Source organism: Actinomycetospora sp. CA-053990 (assembly GCF_050948445.1).
Lineage (GTDB): Bacteria > Actinomycetota > Actinomycetes > Mycobacteriales > Pseudonocardiaceae > Actinomycetospora > Actinomycetospora callitridis.
The window spans coordinates 2,018,157-2,032,839 of sequence record NZ_CP192043.1 but is presented as its reverse complement, the minus strand read 5'-3'; the positions used below and the strand labels follow the sequence as shown (position 1 = coordinate 2,032,839).

The following is a 14,683-nucleotide window of genomic DNA, read 5'->3' as shown; positions in this document are numbered from 1 at the left end:
CGACACCCCCCGGGACCGCGCCGGGCCCGCAGGTCAGGACCGCCTCGGAGCCCCCGGTAGGCTGGCTGAGTTGGGCTGCCGCACCACCAGGAAGATCGAGACGTGAGCTCTCCGCCGTCCCCCGCCACCGGCAAGGCCGCGTTCGCCGCCCTGCCCGCGAGCGTGGACCTGCCCGCCGTCGAGCGCGAGGTGCTGGCCCGCTGGGCCGACCGCGACGTGTTCCGTCGCAGCCTCGAGCGCACCGCGGGCGGTGAGCCGTGGATCTTCTACGAGGGCCCGCCGACGGCCAACGGCCAGCCCGGTACCCACCACGTCGAGGCCCGGGCGTTCAAGGACCTCTTCCCGCGCTTCAAGACGATGCGGGGCTACAGCGTCCCGCGTCGCGCCGGCTGGGACTGCCACGGCCTCCCGGTCGAGCTCGCGGTGGAGAAGGAGCTCGGCTTCACGAGCAAGGGCGACATCGAGCAGTACGGCATCGCGGAGTTCAACGCCGCCTGCAAGGAGTCGGCGCTGCGCAACGTCTCGGCGTTCGCCGCGATGACCGAGCGCATGGGCTACTGGGTGGACCTCGACGAGGCCTACCTGACGATGGCGCCGCGCTACGTCGAGAGCGTCTGGTGGTCGCTCAAGACCATCTTCGACAAGGGCCTGCTGGTCGAGGACCACCGCGTCACCCCGTACTGCCCGCGCGACGAGACGCCGCTGTCCGACCACGAGGTCGCCCTCGGGTACGAGGACGACGTCGACCCCTCGGTCTACGTGCGCTTCCCGCTGACCGACGGTCCCTGGGCCGGCGCCGACCTCCTGGTCTGGACGACGACGCCCTGGACGCTGCCGTCGAACACCGCCGTCGCCGTCGCCCGCGACATCCCCTACGTGCGGGCCACCGTCGGCGAGGGTGACGACCTCGTCGTCGCCGAGGACCTCCTGGCGGTGCTGGGCGAGGACGCCCGGGTGACCGACCGGCTCGCGGGCTCCGACCTGCTCGGCAGCCACTACCGCCGCCCGCTCGACCTCATCGAGAGCGAGCGCTTCGGAGACGCGCACCGCGTCGTCCACGGCGACCACGTCACCACCGACGCCGGCACCGGCCTGGTGCACATGGCGCCCGCCTTCGGCGCCGAGGACCACCTCGTGGCCAAGGCCGAGGGCCTCGAGATGGTCAACCCCATCGGCCCGGACGGCCACTTCTACGCCGACGTCCCGCTGGTCGGCGGCATGTTCTTCAAGGGCGCGGACCCGACGCTGGTCGACGAGCTCCGCGCGCGCGGCGTGCTGTGGCGCTCCGAGTCCTACGAGCACTCGTATCCGCACTGCTGGCGCTGCCACACGCCGCTGATCTACTACGCGCTGCCCTCGTGGTTCATCCGCACCACCGAGATCCGCGACCGCCTGGTCGAGGAGAACGAGCGGACGAACTGGTACCCGCCGCACATCAAGCACGGCCGCTACGGCGGGTGGCTCGAGAACAACGTCGACTGGGCACTCTCGCGCAACCGGTACTGGGGCACGCCGCTGCCGATCTGGCGCAACGACGCCGACCCGTCGGAGATGGTCTGCGTCGGCTCGCTGGCCGAGCTGGGCCGCTGGGCCGGCGAGGACCTCTCCGAGCTCGACCCGCACCGCCCGTTCGTCGACGACATCACGTTCCCGGCGCCGTCGGGCAGCGGCACGATGCGACGGGTCACCGACGTCATCGACGTCTGGTACGACTCGGGCGCGATGCCGTTCGCCCAGTGGGGCGCGCCGCACCACCACGAGGCCGACTTCGAGCAGGCCTACCCCGCGCAGTACATCTGCGAGGCCATCGACCAGACGCGCGGCTGGTTCTACTCGCTGATGGCCGTGGGCACCCTGGTGTTCGACCGCTCGTCCTACGAGAACGTCGTCTGCCTGGGCCTGCTGCTCGACGAGCAGGGCCGCAAGATGTCCAAGCACCTCGGCAACGTGCTCGACCCGTTCGAGCTGTTCGACTCCCACGGCGCCGACGCCGTGCGCTGGCTGATGCTGGCGCAGGGCTCGCCGTGGGTCGACCGCCGCGTCGGGCACGAGGCGCTGCGCGAGATCGTCCGCAAGGTCCTGCTGACCTACTGGAACACCGCGTCGTTCCTGGTCACCTACGCCAACGCCTCGGGCTGGCGGCCCACCGGCGAGCCGGTGGAGAGCAGCCACCCGATGGACCGCTGGGTGCTCGGCGAGCTCGCGGGCTGCGTCCGCGAGGTCACGCGCGCGCTCGACGACTTCGACTCCTCGAGCGCCGGACGCGCGATCACCTCGTTCGTCGACGGCCTGTCGAACTGGTACGTGCGCCGCTCGCGCCGCCGGTTCTGGGCGGGCGAGCCGGAGGCGCTGGCCACGCTGCACCACTGTGTCGAGACGCTCTCGCGGCTCATGGCGCCCTTCACCCCGTTCACCACCGACCACCTCTGGACGCTGCTCCAGGGCGACGTGGTCGAGGGCGCACCCGACTCGGTGCACCTCACCGATTGGCCCGAGGTCGACGAGGCCGCGATCGACCGCGGGCTGGCCGACCGGATGGCGCTCGTGCGCCGGATCGTCGAGCTCGGCCGATCGACGCGCGCGGCCAGCGGCGTGCGCACCCGCCAGCCCCTGGCCCGGGCCGTCGTGGCCGCGAACGGGTTCGGCGCCCTCGAGGACGGCCTGCTCGCCGAGATCGCCGAGGAGCTCAACGTCGCGCGCGTCGAGGCCGCCGGCGCGGACCTCGTCGAGGTGACGGTCAAGCCGAACTTCCGGGCGCTGGGCAAGCGGTTCGCGAAGCGGACCCCGGTCGTCGCCGAGGCCGTGAAGGCCTCCACCGACACTCCGGTGGACGGCACGCTCACCGTCGTCGTCGACGGCGAGGACATCACGCTGTCCGGCGACGAGATCCTCGTCGAGGAGAGCCCGCGCGAGGGCTGGGCGGTGCGTTCCGAGGGCGGCCTGTCGGTCGGCCTCGACACCGAGCTCACCGACGAGCTGCGCGCCGCTGGCCTCGCCCGCGACGTCGTGCGGGTGGTGCAGGAGGCCCGCAAGACCCGCGGGCTCGAGGTGTCCGACCGGATCGCCCTCACCTGGACCGCCGGGCGCGCCGACGTCGCCGACGCCGTGCGGGCGCACGCGGGCACCATCGCCGAGGAGGTCCTCGCGGTGTCGATGACGGAGGGCACCGTGAACGGGGACGCCGCGGCACACTCCGACGACCTGGCGCTCGCCGTCGCCATCACGCCGACGGAGGTCTGACCCCTACCGCACCGGGACCTGGTCCGGGGACCGCGCGGACCCCTCCCGGAGCCCGAAGACCGCGACGAGGCTCAGCAGCGACAGGGCCGTGACGTAGAGCGCGATCGGCGTCGACGAGCCGGTGGCGCCGTACAGCGCGGTGGCGACGAGCGGGGTGATGGCCCCGCCGACCATCCCGCCGACCTGGTAGGCGATCGAGATCCCGCTGTACCGCACGCGCACCGGGAAGATCTCGCTGAAGAGCCCGCCCTGGGCGCCGGCCATGATGCCCTGGACGACCGCGGCCACCGCGAAGGCGAGGCCCGCGAGCCCGGCCGACCCGGTGTTGACCAGCGCGAACATCGGGACCGGCCAGATCACCGCCGTCACGGCACCGATGATGAACACGCGCCGCGAGCCGTAGCGGTCGGACAGGAGCGCCGCGACCACGATCGTCGCCACCCACACGACCGTCGAGAGCATGATCAGCGTGAGCAGGGTGGTGCGCTCGTAGTCCAGCGCGGTGGTGCCGTAGCTGAGCATGTAGACGATCACGGTGTAGCCGACGGCCGGCGGGGCGATCGAGGCGAGGCTCGCCAGGCCCAGCACCCGGGGGTGGCGGCGCAGGAGCTCGGTGAACGGCACCGTGCTCGTCTCCCGCTTCGCCTTGACCTGCTCGAACTCCGGCGCGTCCTGCAGGCGGCTGCGGACGACGAAGCCGACCACGACGAGCACGATCGACAGCAGGAACGGGATGCGCCAGCCCCAGGAGAGGAACGCCTCGTCGGACAGACCCGCCACGGCGAGGAAGGCGAGGTTGGAGGTCAGCACGCCGATCGGCACGCCGAACTGCGCGAAGCTGCCGTAGACCGCGCGCCGACGGGGCGACGCGTGCTCGGTGGCGATGAGGACCGCGCCGCCCCACTCCCCGCCGACGCCGAAGCCCTGCAGGAGACGCAGGAGCACGAGCAGCAGGGGGGCGCCGATGCCGATCGCCGCGTACGTCGGCAGCAGGCCGATGAGCGCCGTCGCCCCGCCGGTGAGCAGCAGGGTCAGCACGAGCATCGCCTTGCGGCCGATGCGATCGCCGTAGTGCCCGATCACCGCGGCGCCCAGCGGCCGGGCGATGAACCCGACCGCGAACGTGCCGAAGGCGGCCAGCGTGCCGGCGACGGACGAGAACTGGGGGAAGAAGAGGGTCCCGAACACCAGCGCCGCGGCGGTGCCGAAGATGTAGTAGTCGTACCACTCGATCGACGTGCCGATGAAGCTCGCCGCGAAGATGCTCCGGCGGGACGGTGCGCTCGGCGAGCCGGCCACGGGTGTCCTCCTCGACTCCGGGTCCCGAATGGGACCGGATGGAAGCGCACCCGGACGGGTGAGGGCAACCGTCCGCGCCGCTCCGGAGGCACCAACCCCGGGTCGCTGTGATCGTTGTGACCTCTGCGTCGATCGATCTCCTGAACCATGTCGCCCGTTCGGCCGAACGGTGTCGCGTCGGGGCGGACGGGTGACCACAGCGAGGCACGGGAGACGACCCATGGGTGCACGAGCGGGTATCGGACGACGAGCGGGCTCGGCGGCCCTGGCGCTCGCCACGACGGCCCTCGGGATCGCGGGCGCGGGGGTGGCCACCGGCCTCACCGACGGCCCGACCCTGCTGTCGGCCTCGACGAGCACCGCCCCCGCCGGGCAGGGGCTGCTGCGCGTCGCCCACCTCTCTCCCTCGACCGGCGCGGTCGACATGTACGCCGAGGGCCCGGGGATGCCCCTCACCAAGGTGGCGTCGGCGGTGTCCTACCGGGGCCTGACCGACTACCTCCCGGCGCCCGCCGGCGTCTACACGCTGCAGGCGCGGCCGGCCGGGGCGTCGCCCGCCAGCCCGCCGGCGCTCACCGCGAGCGTCGCCGTCGGCGCGGGGTCCGCCCAGACGGCCGCGTTCGTCGACGTCGGGCCGAACGGGACGCCGCAGGCGGAGCTCCTCACCGACCGGACCACCGCGCCGGCGCCGGGCTCGGCGCTCGTGCGGGTGGTCGTCGCCGCGGCCGGGGTGGGCGCGGTCGACGTCACCGCACAGGGCGGCGGCGCCCTCGCCGACGACATCTTCTACGGCGCGGCCTCGGACTACGCGACCGTCGACGCGCGCACCTGGACCATGGACGTCGCGACGACCTCGGGGCAGACCGCGCAGGTCACGCTCCCCGTCGCCAGCTCCTCGGTGAACTCCGTGATCGTCACCCGTGATCCCCAGGGCGCGCTGGCCGTCACCGCCGTGCCGGACGCGCCGACGGCGGTGCCCGCGACCCCGGCGGCCTCCCCCGCGCCGTCCACGCCGTCCCCCACGCCGTCGCCCACGACCCCGACGGCACCGCCGCGCCGCACCCCGAGCGGCAGCGTCCCCGCGGGCTTCGGCGCCCTCGCCGGCGGGCCGCAGGGACCCGCGCTCGCCCCGGAGGCGCGCCCGATGCCCGTCGTCGCCGCGCCCGCCTCGCCGCGCACCCCGCTGCGTCCCACCGGCCTGTCGGTCCCGGCGGCCGGCGTCGCGGCCGGCCGGCTCCAGGACCTCGACCTCGACGCGCGTGGCGGCCTGCCGGCGCCGGCGGGGCCGCAGGACCTCGGCTGGTTCACCGGCGGGGCCGTGCCCGGCCAGGCCGGGCCCGCCGTCGTCGTCGGGCACGTCGACTCCTGGCAGGGGCCCGGGGTGTTCGCGAGGCTGCGCGACCTGCGGCCCGGCGAGGCGATCGACGTCCCCCGCAGCGACGGCTCGGTCGCGCACTTCGTCGTCGACTCCGTCGAGCGGTTCGACAAGGACGCCTTCCCCACCGACCGCGTCTACGGCGCGACCGGCGGTCCGTCGCTGCGTCTCGTCACCTGCGGCGGCGCCTTCGACCGCACGACGCGTTCCTACGAGGACAACGTCGTCGTCTTCGCGTCCCCCCGCTGACGCCGACGTTGACTCCGCGTGTTCGACAGCGGAATGATTTCGCCGGATGCTCTCCCCAGCGAGCACTCCCTGTCACGCTAGGTCACGAGGAGAGCCCCGATGCGCAGCAACCTGTTCGCCCCGGAGAACCAGGAGCAGGAGTCCACGCAGCCGGGTCTGCGACTCCAGAACGGGAAGATGCTCAAGGTCGAGCTCAACGGCGACTGCCTCGCCCGCCAGGGCTCGATGGTCGCGTTCCAGGGACAGGTCCACTTCGAGGCCCTCGGCTCCGGCGGGATCGGCAACTTCCTCAAGCAGCAGTTCACCGGGGAGGGCGTGCCGCTGATGAAGATCAGCGGCCGCGGCGACGTCTTCCTCGCCGACGCGGCCTCGGACGTGCACCTCATCGACCTCGAGGGCCCGGACGACGCGCTGACGATCAACGGGAAGAACGTGCTGGCGTTCGAGCCGTCGCTCTCCTACGACATCGCGATGGTGCAGGGGGCCGGGTCGATGTCCGGGGCCGGGCTCTTCAACTGCGTGTTCCGCGGTCGCGGCCGGCTCGCGATCACGTGCAAGGGCGCGCCGGTGGTCCTCAACGTCGACCAGCCGACCTACGCCGACCCGCAGGCCGCCATCGCCTGGTCGGCCGGCCTGCAGGTCGGGGTGCACCGCGCCGACCAGCTCGGCCTCGGCACGCTGCTCGGCCGCACGACGGGCGAGGCCTTCACCATGGGCTTCGCCGGCCGCGGCTTCGTCATCGTCCAGCCGTCCGAGGAGGTGCCGGGGAGCGGCATCGCCGGCCAGGGCAGCGGCCAGCAGGCCGGCCAGAGCGGCGTCGGTGGTGTGCTCGGGAGCTTCCTGCGGTAGCGGCCCTGCCGTCGGGATCAGCCGCCGAGCAGGTGCCGCACCCGCTCCGGGCCGGCGGCGAGGAGCAGGGTGGGCAGGCGCGGGCCGGTGTCGGCGCCGACCAGCAGCCGGTAGACCGTGACGAAGAAGCGGCGCTGGGCGGCCTTGAGCTCGTCGGTGGGCTTGACGTCGAGCGGGAGCCCCGCCTGCTTCTTGGGCACGCCGTAGACCAGCGTCGTCAGGCCGTCGAGCGACCAGTCGTCGGTGAGGTGGTCGCGCAGCATCGCGACGGCCTCGCGGTCCTGCTCGTCGAGCTCGGCGAGCAGACCGGTGTCCGGCTCCTCGCGCAGGCGTGTGTGCGCGTCCTCGGGCATGTAGGACGCGACCCAGGCGGCCGCGCGGTCGAGGCGCGGGCGAGCGCCGTCGGGCGTCGCGTCCAGCCCGGCGAGGATGCGCTCGAGCTGGGCGGGGTCGCCCGCGGTGATGTCGACGACCGACGCGAGCGTCCGGTAGGCCACCGGCTCCGGGGTCGTCGGCAGCGCGCGCTCGGCTGTCGTCACCGCGCGGAGGTGGCCGGTGGTCTCGATGCCGCCGGCCCTCCCGGCCGCCACCTTGCGCCCGAGGGCGTCCCACTCGTCGTAGAGACGGTGGATCTCCTGGTCGAACGCCACCTTGATCGCCTGGTTGGGGCGGCGGCGGGCGAACAGCCACCGCAGCACCGGCACCTCGAGGATCTCGAGGGCGTCGCCGGGCGTGGGCACCGACCCGCGCGAGCTCGACATCTTCGCCTGCCCGGTGATGCCGACGAAGGCGTACATCGGGCCGATCGGGGCCTCGCCGCCGAAGACCTCGTCGACGATCAGGCCGCCGACCTGGAACGAGGAGCCGGGCGAGGAGTGGTCGACGCCCGAGGGCTCGAAGTGCACGCCCTCGTAGGCCCAACGCATCGGCCAGTCGACCTTCCACACGAGCTTGCCGCGCGTGAACTCGCGCAGCAGCACCGTCTCCGAGGACCCGCACGCGCACGTGTAGGTCATCTCCGTGGTGTCGTCGTCGTAGGCGGTGACCGTGGTGTCGTCGCGCCCGCAGGCCCCGCAGTAGGGCTTGAACGGGAAGTACTCGGTGCCGGTGACGACGTCGTCATCACCGGGGTCGTCGTTCTCCGGGGTCGCCTTCTTCTTCGTGCGGAAGCGCCCGAGGATGCCGTCGATCCGGGCGCGCTCGCGCATCGCGAGCAGCACCTGGTCGCGGTACGCGCCCGACGTGTACTGCTCGGTCTGGCTGATCCCGCGGTACGGCACGCCCAGCTCGTCGAGCGCGGCGATCATCGGCGCCTTGAAGTGCTCCGCCCAGTTCGGGTGCTCGCTGCCCTCCGGGGCCGGCACCGAGGAGAGCGGCTTGCCGATGTGCTCCTCCCACGCGGGGTCGATCCCGGCGGGCACGCGGCGGAAGCGGTCGTAGTCGTCCCACGAGATCAGGTGCTCGCAGTCGTACCCGCGGCGGCGGATCTCGTCGGCGACGAGGTGCGGGGTCATGACCTCGCGCAGGTTGCCGAGGTGGATCGGGCCCGAGGGGCTCAGTCCGGACGCGCAGACGATCTTCTGGTGCGGATGGCGCCGTGTGGCGGCCTCGATCACCTCGTCGGCCATCGTCGACACCCAGTCCGGCTCCGGTGTCCCGGCCGTCTCCACCACCTGCGCGCGCCCCTTCGGTCCCGACGAATCGATCCCGTCCAGGGTACGGGGCGGCCTATCTCGCCTGGACGGGGTTGGTCAGCGAGCCGATGCCCTCGACGGTGACGCTGACGTGCTGGCCCGACGACATCGGTCCGACGCCCGCCGGGGTGCCGGTGAGGATCACGTCGCCCGGCAGCAGGGTCATCACCCGCGAGATGTAGGCGATGAGCTCCTCGACGGGGTGCAGCAGCAGGTGCGTGCGGGACTCCTGGCGGACCTCGCCGTCGAGCTCGGTGCGGATCGCGAGGTCACCGGGGTCGATGGTCGTCTCGATCCAGGGCCCGAGGGGGCAGAACGAGTCGTAGCCCTTTGCCCGCGTCCACTGACCGTCGGCCTGCTGGAGGTCCCGGGCGGTGACGTCGTTGGCCACCGTGTAGCCGAGCACGACGTCGCGGGCGCGGGCCTCGGGGACGTCGCGGCACGGCCGGCCGATGACGATCGCGAGCTCGCCCTCGTAGTCGACGCGCTGCGAGTCCGGCGGCAGCTGGATCGCGACGCCCGGGCCGATGACCGTGGTCGAGGGCTTCATGAAGATCAGCGGCGCGGGCGGGGCCTCGCCGCCCATCTCGCTGACGTGGTCGGCGTAGTTCTTGCCGATGCACACGACCTTGGTGGGCAGGATCGGCGCGAGCAGCCGGACGTCGGCCAGCGGCCAGGTCCGTCCGGTGAAGGTCGGGTCGCCGAACGGGTGCTCGGCGATCTCGGCGCAGATGTCTCCGCCGTCGGGCTCACCGCCCGCGGTGGTGGGCGACTGCAGGGCGGCGAACGAGACACCGTCCGCGTGGGTGATCCGGGCGAGACGCACGGGCGCGGACCCTATCCCGGCCGCGGTCTCACGGCTCGCCCGCGGCCGTCGGGGGCTGCTCGTCGACCCACTCCCAGGGCTCGCTCCCCGCCAGCTCGGCGTTGAGCGCCTCCACCGTCGTCCCGCCGTGCAACGCCGTGATCCAGACGCCCTCGTCGACCCAGAGCCAGGCGAGGCGTCGCCCCCGCGCCCGGGCGGCTCGGGCCACGGCGACGTGGACGACGGTGCTGAGGTACTTCGCCGCGCCGGGGTAGTCGAGGTCGTGGCTCTCCTCGCCGAGGCGGAGGCCGATGCGGTGGCGCTCGCCGATCTCGAGGTGCTCGAGGCGCACGGTCAGCGCGTCGCCCACGAGCCGGGCGAGGTCGTCGACCTGCCCGGCCACGGTGTCGGCGAGCTGCTCGCCGTGGCTGTCGTGGAAGGCCAGGGCGGCGAGGTGCTCGTCGGCGTCGACGCCGGGGTGCCAGTACTCGGCCTCCTGGAGCGCCCCGAGCACCGTGCCGGGGGTGACGGGCTCGCCGGCGTCGGCCACCGACTCCTGCAGGTCCGCGAGTTCGGGGAGCCGGGGCGCGAGGATCCCGGCGCGCCCGAGCACCGCGACGATGCGCGCCAGCTCCGCTCGCCCGTGCTCCGACAGCGCGGGCGGTGTGACGTCGTCGGGCGGGGACGGCGCACGGGGTGTGCCAGCGCTGCGTCCACGCTTGCACTCAACGCCAGGAAATCCGCTTCGATCATGCGCGGGAGCCGGTGCGGCCCGGGCGCGCCGCACGCTCCGCCACGCCATCGTGCCGAGCACCGCCAGCCCCACGGCGGCGAGCAGGAACGGGAGCGCGCAGTCCAGCGCCGACCGGTCCGGGGCGCCGTCAGCGCTGAGCCCGAGAGCGACGAAGTACGCCGCGACCCCGATGCCGCACGCCAGCTCCATGCCGGCGACGACGAGGTCCCACCGGCGCGCGCTCATGATCGACGCGGATTTCCTCGCACCCAGTGCAAGCGTGGACGCAGGGCTTGCACCGACCGGTGCGATCCCGACTGCTACGCCGGGGTGCGGGTCCCGGCGGCGGAGGAGACCAGGGCGGCGAGGCGGTCGCCGACCGCGTGGGTGCCGCCCGGGTTGGTGTGGTCGCGGGTGGCGAGGTCGAACGCCACGGCCGCCTCGACCCGGCGGGCCAGCTCCGGCTCGCCGAGGTGGTCGAGCAGCAGGGCCACCGAGAGGATCGCCGCCGTGGGGTCGGCGATGCCCTTGCCCGAGATGTCGGGCGCGGACCCGTGCACCGGCTCGAACATGCTCGGGTTGGCGCGCGAGACGTCGAGGTTGCCCGACGCCGCGATGCCGATGCCGCCGGTGACCGCCGCCGCGAGGTCGGTGAGGATGTCGCCGAACAGGTTGTCGGTGACGATCACGTCGTAGCGGCCCGGGTCGGTGACCATGTGGATCGTCGTCGCGTCGACGTGCTGGTAGTCGACGGCGACGTCCGGGTGCTCGAGCGAGACCTCCTCGACCACGCGCGACCACAGCGAGCCGGCGTGGGTGAGCACGTTGGTCTTGTGCACCAGCGTCAGCTTGCGGCGCGGGCGCAGCGAGGCGCGGGTGAAGGCGTCCCGCACGACGCGCTCGACACCGAACGCGGTGTTGATGCTGACCTCGGTGGCGATCTCCTGCGGCGTGTCCTTGCGCAGCAGGCCGCCGGTGCCCGCGTACGGGCCCTCGGTGCCCTCGCGGACCACGACGAGGTCGATCTCCTGGGCCGCCGACAGCGGCCCGCGCACCCCGGGGTACAGCCGGGCGGGGCGCAGGTTGACATGGTGATCGAGCTCGAAGCGCAGGCGCAGCAGCAGCCCGCGCTCGAGGATGCCGCTGGGCACCGACGGGTCGCCGACCGCGCCGAGCAGGATCGCGTCATGCTCCCGCAGCTCGGAGAGCACCGATTCGGGCAGCAGCTCACCCGTCGAGTGCCAGCGCGCCGCACCGAGGTCGTACTGGGTGGTCTCCACCGAAGGGGCGACCTCGTCGAGGACCTTGAGCGCTTCGCCGACGACCTCGGGACCGATGCCGTCGCCGGGCACCACCGCGAGTCGCATCCGCAACAACCTCCACGAGCGGGTCGCCCCGCGACGGGGTGACCGGGGCTGACTCGCGGAGACTACTAGGCGTGTCGGTCGATCACGCAGCCGGATCGCCGGAACGTAGGAGTTCGTTGTCCGACCGGGTTACTGCGCCCGGCGGGGTTTGGGCCACGGGCCCTCACCCCACCGGACGAATCGGTCACCCGAAGCTGATCAACCGCGTCGTCCGCGCGCCCAGCGTCGCCCCGATGGGCTCGAGGACCTCCGTCGCGACGGGCTGGTCGACACGCAGGAGCATGATCGACGACGACTTGTCGCGCGTCTGCGACAGCTGCGCGGCCTCGATGTTGACGTCGGACTCGCCGAGCATCGTGCCGACGACGCCCATGGCGCCGGGGCGGTCCGAGTACTCGAAGAGCAGGACGTCGCCCTCGGCGCGCAGGTCGAAGCTGCGGCCGTTGATCTCGACGAGCTTCTCGACCTCGTCCTCGCCGGTCAGCGTGCCCGACACCGAGATCGCGTCGCCGTCCTCGCGCACCGCGCGCAGGGTGACCATGCTGCGGTGGTTGGGGCTCTCGCTCTCGGTCTCGACCGCGACGCTGACGCCGCGCTCCTCGGCCAGGGCCGGGGCGTTGACGAAGGTGACCGGCTCGTCGACGACCTCGCCGAACACCCCGCGCAGGGCGGCGAGCGAGAGCACCGAGACGTCCTCGTGGGCGAGCTCGCCGCGCACCAGCACCTGCAGCTCGCGCGGGGCGCCGACCAGGTCGGAGAGCAGCACGCCCAGCTTCTGGGTGATGCCCAGCCACGGCCGGACCTCCTCGCCCACCGCGCCGCCGGAGACGTTGACGGCGTCGGGCACGAAGTCGCCGCGCAGCCCGGCGAGCACCGAGTGGGCGACGTCCGTGCCGGCGCGGTCCTGGGCCTCCGCGGTCGAGGCGCCGAGGTGCGGGGTCACCGTGACCCGGGGGAGCTCGAAGAGCGGACTCGAGGTGGTCGGCTCGGTGACGTAGACGTCGACACCCGCGCCGGCGACGTGTCCGGAGCGCACGGCCTCGGCCAGCGCCTCCTCGTCGACGAGCCCGCCGCGCGCGGCGTTGATGATGATGACGCCCGGCTTGGTCTTCGCGAGCGCCTCCTTGCCGATGAGGCCCTGCGTCTCGGGGGTCTTCGGCAGGTGGATCGTCATCATGTCCGCGCGGGCCAGGAGCTCGTCGAGCTCGACGAGCTCGATGCCGAGCTGGGTGGCGCGGCTCTGCGGCAGGTACGGGTCGTACGCGATGACGTGGGTGCCGAACGACGCGATGCGGCTGGCGAACAGCTGCCCGATCTTGCCGAGGCCGATGACGCCGACGGTCTTGCCCTGGATCTCGACGCCGGAGAGCTTGCTGCGCTCCCACTTGCCCGCCCGCAGGCTCGCGTCGGCCTCGGGGATGCGCCGGGCGGTGGCGAGCAGCAGCGCGAGCGCGTGCTCGGCGGCGGAGACGATGTTCGAGGTCGGCGCGTTCACGACCATGACGCCGTGCGCCGTCGCGGCCGGGACCTCGACGTTGTCGAGCCCGACGCCGGCGCGGCCGACGATCTTCAGCTGCTTGGCGGCGTCGAAGACCTCGGCGTCGACCTGGGTGGCCGAGCGCACGAGCAGGGCGTCGGCGGTCGCCACGGCCTCGAGCAGGGCCGGACGGTCGGTGCCGTCGACGGTGCGGATCTCGACCTCGTCGCCGAACACCTCCAACGTCGACGGCGCGAGCTTCTCGGCCATCAGGACGACGGGCTTGCTGGCGGCGGTGGTCATCGGTGAGTTCGCTCCCGGGGTCGGCGGTGGGTCCACGCCGACGAGCCCTGCACCTACCGATGTCAACACACGCCGACGTGCTGCGGGGCATCGTCCCGCACTCACGACGACCTTACCGACCCGTCGTGAACCGATTCACATGATCGGGACGGGTGCCGACGCCCGGAGCGAACGGGGACTTCGCGCGCATAGAAGCAGCGAGATACCCGTTCGCTCCGGGAGCAGGGTGCGCGACTCAGGTGGTCGGGCGGGCCATCCAGGGCATGAGACCGCGGAGCTTGGCGCCGACCTGCTCGATCTGGTGGGCCTTGCCCTCCTCCTCGAGCTTGGTGAAGTTCGGGCGGCCGTTGTCGTCCTCGGCCACCCACTCGCGGGCGAAGGTGCCGTCCTGGATCTCGCCCAGGATCTTGCGCATCTCCTCCTTGACCGCGTTGTTGACGATGCGCGGGCCGCGGGTGAGGTCGCCGTACTCGGCGGTGTCGCTGATCGAGTACCGCTGGCCGTAGATGCCGTTCTCGTACATGAGGTCCACGATCAGCTTGAGCTCGTGGAGGCACTCGAAGTAGGCGATCTCGGGCTGGTAGCCGGCCTCCACGAGGGTCTCGAACCCGGCCTGGACCAGCGCGGACGTGCCGCCGCAGAGCACGGCCTGCTCGCCGAAGAGGTCGGTCTCGGTCTCCTCGGTGAACGTCGTCTTGATGACGCCGGCGCGGGCGCCGCCGATGGCCGCGGCGTAGGACAGCGCGAGCGCCTGGGCCCCGCCCGTCGCGTCCTGCTCGACGGCGATGAGGCACGGCACGCCCTTGCCGTCGACGAACTGGCGGCGGACGAGGTGGCCGGGCCCCTTCGGGGCGACCATCGCGACGTCGATGTCCTTCGGCGGCTGGATGAGGTCGTAGCGGATGTTGAAGCCGTGGCCGAAGAAGATCGCGTTGCCCGACTCGAGGTTCGGGGCGATGTCGTCGGCGTAGATCGTGCGCTGCTTGGTGTCCGGCGCCAGGATCATGATCACGTCGGCCTCGGCGGAGGCCTCGGCCGGCGTGACGACGCGCAGCCCCTCCTCCTGGGCGGCCGCGCGGGACCTGGACGCCTCCGGCAGGCCGACCCGCACGTCGACGCCCGAGTCGCGCAGGGACAGCGCGTGGGCGTGGCCCTGGCTGCCGTAGCCGATGACGGCGACCTTGCGTCCCTGGATGATCGAGAGGTCGGCGTCGGAGTCGTAGAAGACCTCGGCGTTGCCGGTGGTCGGGGCACTCATGAGCGGTACTACTTCCTTCCGGGAATGACGAACA

At 72.8% G+C, this 14,683-nt stretch carries 10 protein-coding genes; 3 read left to right on the top strand and 7 right to left on the bottom strand.

Going from position 1 to position 14,683, the window contains the following annotated elements:
* Window positions 1-102: 102 nt before the first annotated feature.
* Window positions 103-3,240, top strand: a complete 3,138-nt coding sequence (gene ileS / locus ACQPYN_RS10330; protein WP_433036517.1) for an isoleucine--tRNA ligase — start codon at window positions 103-105, stop codon at window positions 3,238-3,240.
* Window positions 3,241-3,243: 3 nt separating this feature from the next.
* Here ileS and ACQPYN_RS10325 read toward each other — a convergent pair whose 3' ends face one another.
* Entirely contained in the window at window positions 3,244-4,539 is a 1,296-nt protein-coding gene (locus tag ACQPYN_RS10325) for an MFS transporter (protein WP_433036515.1), read from the bottom strand.
* A 220-nt stretch (window positions 4,540-4,759) separates the two neighbouring features.
* On the opposite strand from ACQPYN_RS10325, the gene ACQPYN_RS10320 reads away from it, so the two are divergent.
* Entirely contained in the window at window positions 4,760-6,163 is a 1,404-nt protein-coding gene (locus ACQPYN_RS10320; RefSeq protein ID WP_433036513.1) for a class F sortase, read from the top strand.
* A 99-nt stretch (window positions 6,164-6,262) separates the two neighbouring features.
* Window positions 6,263-7,012, top strand: coding sequence for an AIM24 family protein (locus tag ACQPYN_RS10315; RefSeq protein ID WP_433036511.1), 750 nt, complete (start codon window positions 6,263-6,265; stop codon window positions 7,010-7,012).
* A gap of 17 nt (window positions 7,013-7,029) precedes the next feature.
* On the opposite strand, the gene lysS is transcribed toward ACQPYN_RS10315, so the two are convergent.
* The 6 genes from lysS to ilvC form a co-directional block, all read right to left on the bottom strand.
* Window positions 7,030-8,685, bottom strand: a complete 1,656-nt coding sequence (gene lysS, locus ACQPYN_RS10310) for a lysine--tRNA ligase (RefSeq protein WP_433036509.1) — start codon at window positions 8,683-8,685, stop codon at window positions 7,030-7,032.
* Between the two features lie 55 nt (window positions 8,686-8,740).
* Complete coding sequence (locus tag ACQPYN_RS10305) at window positions 8,741-9,532, bottom strand: fumarylacetoacetate hydrolase family protein (RefSeq protein ID WP_433036507.1); 792 nt, start codon at window positions 9,530-9,532, stop codon at window positions 8,741-8,743.
* Between the two features lie 28 nt (window positions 9,533-9,560).
* Complete coding sequence (locus ACQPYN_RS10300; protein WP_433036505.1) at window positions 9,561-10,490, bottom strand: hypothetical protein; 930 nt, start codon at window positions 10,488-10,490, stop codon at window positions 9,561-9,563.
* 74 nt (window positions 10,491-10,564) lie between these two features.
* Window positions 10,565-11,611: a 3-isopropylmalate dehydrogenase gene (locus ACQPYN_RS10295; protein WP_274189508.1), complete on the bottom strand. Its 1,047-nt coding sequence runs from the start codon at window positions 11,609-11,611 to the stop codon at window positions 10,565-10,567.
* 184 nt (window positions 11,612-11,795) lie between these two features.
* Window positions 11,796-13,391, bottom strand: coding sequence for a phosphoglycerate dehydrogenase (serA, locus tag ACQPYN_RS10290; RefSeq protein WP_433036502.1), 1,596 nt, complete (start codon window positions 13,389-13,391; stop codon window positions 11,796-11,798).
* A 235-nt stretch (window positions 13,392-13,626) separates the two neighbouring features.
* The gene (gene ilvC, locus ACQPYN_RS10285; RefSeq protein WP_433036500.1) at window positions 13,627-14,649 is read right to left on the bottom strand and encodes a ketol-acid reductoisomerase; all 1,023 of its coding nucleotides are present in this window, start codon (window positions 14,647-14,649) and stop codon (window positions 13,627-13,629) included.
* Window positions 14,650-14,683 lie beyond the last annotated feature (34 nt).